Raw genomic sequence first — 4149 nt, 5'->3', positions numbered from 1 at the left:
TGCCGCTGGTTGGAGGGGCATGAGTCATGGCCGGAGCGCTCTATAGTCAGCACTGGCATCGTGTAGCCGACCTTCGCCTGCGGTTGCGGCGGCATGCCCACTTGCACCGTCACGAGTACCGTGGCAAGCCCTGGTATGTGTTGCACGACACCCTGACCGGGCAGGTTCACCGGTTCACCCCGGAGGCGTATCAGGTCATCGGCCGCCTTGACGGCCAGCGAACGCTGGGCGAAATCTGGCAACAAGTGAGTGCATCGCTGGGGGATGCCATGCCGACCCAGCAGGAAATGATTGGCCTGATCGGCCGACTGCACAATGCCAACGTGCTGGCCGGCCATAGCGACATCGATATTGGCGAGCTGTCCCGGCGGCAACGCAAGCTCCAGCGCAGCAAGTGGCAGCAGTTGATCCGCTCGCCGCTGGGCATTCGTATCCCCTTGCTCGATCCCGAGCGTTTCGTTGCTGCCACCTACCCCTTGATAAAGCCATTGATCGGTCCGTTCGGTGCCTTGCTCTGGTTGGCTACGGTGGGGCTGGCGCTGGTGGTAGCGGCGTTGCACTGGAACGCATTGAGCGAGAATCTGGCCGACCGGGTGCTGGGCATCGACAACCTGCTGTTGATGGCGCTGGTTTACCCGCTGATCAAGGCGCTGCATGAGCTCGGACACGCTTGGGCGACCAAGGATGCCGGTGGCGAGGTTCATGAGATCGGCATCATGCTGTTGGTGTTCTTTCCGGTGCCCTATGTGGATGCCAGTGCCGCGGCGGCCTGTCCCGACAAGGGCAAACGCATGCTCGTCGGCGCGGCGGGCATCCTCGTGGAGCTGTTCCTCGCGGCGCTGGCCATGCTCGTCTGGGCCATGGCCGAACCCGGCGCACTGCGCTCGCTGATGTTCAATGTGATGCTCATCGCCGGGGTATCCACGCTGTTGTTCAATGGCAATCCGCTGCTGCGATTCGATGCCTACTACGTGCTGGCCGATTGGCTCGAGATTCCCAATCTCGGCGCGCGGGCGAACCAGCAGCTCGGCTACGTGATCAAGCGCTACCTGCTGGGGCGGCGCGATGTCACCGGCGAGGCGGGCTCTCGGCGCGAGGCACTGTGGCTGGTGCTCTACTCGGTCGTGTCGTTCGCCTATCGCCTGGTGATCATGGTGGCCATCGCGGTCTTCGTGGCAACGCGCTATCTGTTCGTCGGCGTTTTACTGGCGCTATGGTCGATCTTCATGACGCTCGTGTTTCCTGCCCTCAAGCTACTCAAGGCCATGTCCATGGATTCTCGCTTGGAAGGTTCGCGTTGGTGCGCCTGGTCCTGGCTGCTCGCCACCCTGGCTACTCTGGGTGTGCTGCTGTTCGCACTGCCGCTGCCCTATGCCACCGTGGTGCAGGGGGTGGTGGATAGTGCAGAGCCCACGCATGTTCGGCTCGGGGCAACGGGCCAGCTCAGCGACATTCTCGTCGAGGACGGCGACACGGTGGCGCGTGGGGACGTGCTGATGCGACTCGATGCGCCGGAACTGGCCTCCGAGGTGAGTCGGCTAGAGGCGCAGCGCCGTGAGGCTGAGTTGCGCTTGCAGGCCAGCGTTGGAGAGGCGCAATCGGTAGCCATGGAGCGCGAGAACCTCGAACTCGTGGAGCAGCGCCTCGCGGATGCGCGCCTGCGGGCTGCTGCCACGCTGGTGACGAGTCCGCGCGACGGCCAGCTGCTGATGCCCCAGGGTCGGCCTGAGCTCGGGCAATATATGCAGCGTGGCGAATCGGTGGCCGTGGTGGTTCGCGAGGAGGACCTGCGCGTGCGGGCGTTTCTCCCCGTCCATCGTCGCACCGTGGTGAGCGAGCGGGCTCGTGGGGTGACGCTTCGCCTGCCCGGCAGCGATACCGAGGTGGTGTCCTCTCTGCAGTGGCTGTCACCACGGGCAACGCACGAAGTGCCGAGCGAGACACTGACTCGCGAGGGAGGGGGGCCGGTCGCTCTGGATCCACAAGCCCGTGAACCTTTGACCGCCTTCCGTCAGCACTATCTGGCCGATTTCGACGCTCAGGAGCTGATCCGGCATGAACTGCCGCTGCTGCTGGACGGACGCGTGCACGTGCGCATCGAACACCCGCCGGAACCGATCGGCTATCGCTGGTGGCGAGAGTTGCGCCGCCATTTCCTGCGCCTTTTCGATCGGTGACGCCATGACGGCTTCCTTGCTGCAGCGATACCCCGTCGATGTGTTGCACCGTCCGGAGCGTCTGGTGCAGCCCCCCGGTGCGCTTGAGACTCCATGGCACCGGATCAGAGCCGTCTGTCGTTTACCGGACGGCTGGCAGCGTTGGCGCTTGCGCCGTGCGCTGCCGGCCATTCATCGTCATGCCGTGCGCCTGGCGGAACTCGAGACCTCTGCGTTGGATGCGCATATCGAGTCGTTGCGCCAGCGCCTGCTGGCCGATGGGCTGACCTCCGGGCTGGCCCGCGAAGCCTTCGCCACGGTGCGCGAGGTGGCAAGGCGTGAGTTGGGCATGGCGCATCACGACGTGCAACTGCTGGGCGGGTTGACCCTGCTGGAGGGAAAGGTCGCCGAGATGCCCACCGGCGAGGGCAAGACGCTAACCGCGACATTGCCTGCCGCCACGGCGGCCTTGGCGGGCGTGCCGGTGCATGTGGTCACCGTGAACGACTACCTGGCCGGTCGCGATGCGCAGTCGATGACGCCGATCTATGCGCGCCTGGGGCTGACGGTGGGGGTCGTCACTCACGAACGATCACCTCGTCAACGGAGGACTGCCTATGCCGCCGACATCACCTACTGCACCAACAAGGAGCTGGTGTTCGACTACCTGCGCGACGGTCGTGAACTGGGTCATGAGCACACTCCGCTGCAAGCCCATGCGGCCAGTTTGAAAGGCGGATTAGACCGCCGTCAGCTACTGCTGCGAGGGCTGCATTTCGCCATCGTCGACGAGGCCGACAGCGTGATGCTCGACGAAGCCCGCACGCCGCTGATTCTCTCGGGGCCGGATGAGGGCGAGCCGCTGGACATTGCGCTGATCGATGAGGTGCTGACACTTTCCGGCCGTTACCGGGAGGGCGAGGAATTCATGCGCGAGTCCGGCCGCCTGCACCTGACCGAGGCCGGCAAGATGCTGTTGGCCGAGCAGGCCGAGCGGCAACTGGCCACGCAGGGAGAGCGCAGCGGCTGGCTCGGCAAGGCGCGCCGCGAATGGCTGCTGCAGCAGGCACTGGTGGCACGCCACCAGTTTCAGCGTGATCGGCATTATCTGGTTCGCGACGGCCAGGTGCAGATCATCGACGAGCACACCGGTCGCGTGCTGGCGGATCGGCGTTGGGAACGGGGGCTGCAGCAGATGGTGGAACGGCTCGAAGGGTGTCAGCCCAGCGAGCCCAATCGGACCCTGGCACGCTTGACTTACCAGCGCTTCTTTCGCCGCTATCAGCACCTCTCGGGCATGACCGGTACGGCCCGGGAGGTACAGGGCGAGCTATGGTGGTCCTATCGCCTCAGGGTGGTGCGGATTCCTCCCCACCGACCGTCACAGCGCCGTCAGTTGGGTGTGCGGACCTTCACGGATGATGCCAGCCGTTGGCAGTGGGTCGCCGATCGGGCCGGGCAACTGGCCGCCCGGCGACGGCCGGTGCTGATCGCGACCGCCTCCCTGGCGGATTCGGAGGCGTTGTCGCATGTCCTCGAATCACTCGGCCTGGAGCATGCCGTGCTCAATGCGCGTCAGGATGCCAGCGAAGCCGAGGTGGTGGCTGCAGCCGGGCGACCCGGTGCCATCACCGTCGCCACCAGCATGGCCGGACGCGGCACCGATATCGCTCTCGAGAATGACGCCCGTGAGGCGGGCGGTTTGCATGTGATCATCGCTGGCCGCCATGATGCCTCTCGCATCGACCGTCAGATAGCCGGTCGCTGTGCTCGCCAGGGCGATCCTGGCAGCGTCGAATATGCCCTCAGCGAGCAGGAGCCCTTGCTTGACGAGCTGGCCGGCTGGCAGCGGCATGTCGGCTCGTTGGCAGCCCGGCTGTCCGTGGCACAGCGTCACCGGGAGCGGCGCCATGCACGGGAGCGGAAAAGACTGCTCGATGCCGACTGGCGAGAGAGCGAGCTGCTGGGGTTCAGTGGCAAGACAGAGTGAGGG

General features: G+C 65.4%; 2 protein-coding genes. Both read left to right on the top strand.

What is annotated here, in order from left to right:
• Positions 1-26 precede the first annotated feature (26 nt).
• On the top strand, positions 27-2177 hold the full coding sequence (locus GFD32_RS07640; protein ID WP_163575950.1) for an HlyD family efflux transporter periplasmic adaptor subunit: 2151 nt from the start codon (positions 27-29) through the stop codon (positions 2175-2177).
• Positions 2178-2181: 4 nt separating this feature from the next.
• The gene (locus tag GFD32_RS07635) at positions 2182-4146 is read left to right on the top strand and encodes a preprotein translocase subunit SecA (RefSeq protein ID WP_163575949.1); all 1965 of its coding nucleotides are present in this window, start codon (positions 2182-2184) and stop codon (positions 4144-4146) included.
• The last annotated feature ends 3 nt before the right edge of the window (positions 4147-4149 follow it).

It is taken from the genome of Halomonas faecis (assembly GCF_010993975.1).
Classification (GTDB): domain Bacteria; phylum Pseudomonadota; class Gammaproteobacteria; order Pseudomonadales; family Halomonadaceae; genus Halomonas; species Halomonas faecis.
This window is presented reverse-complemented; position numbering and strand designations above follow the sequence as displayed.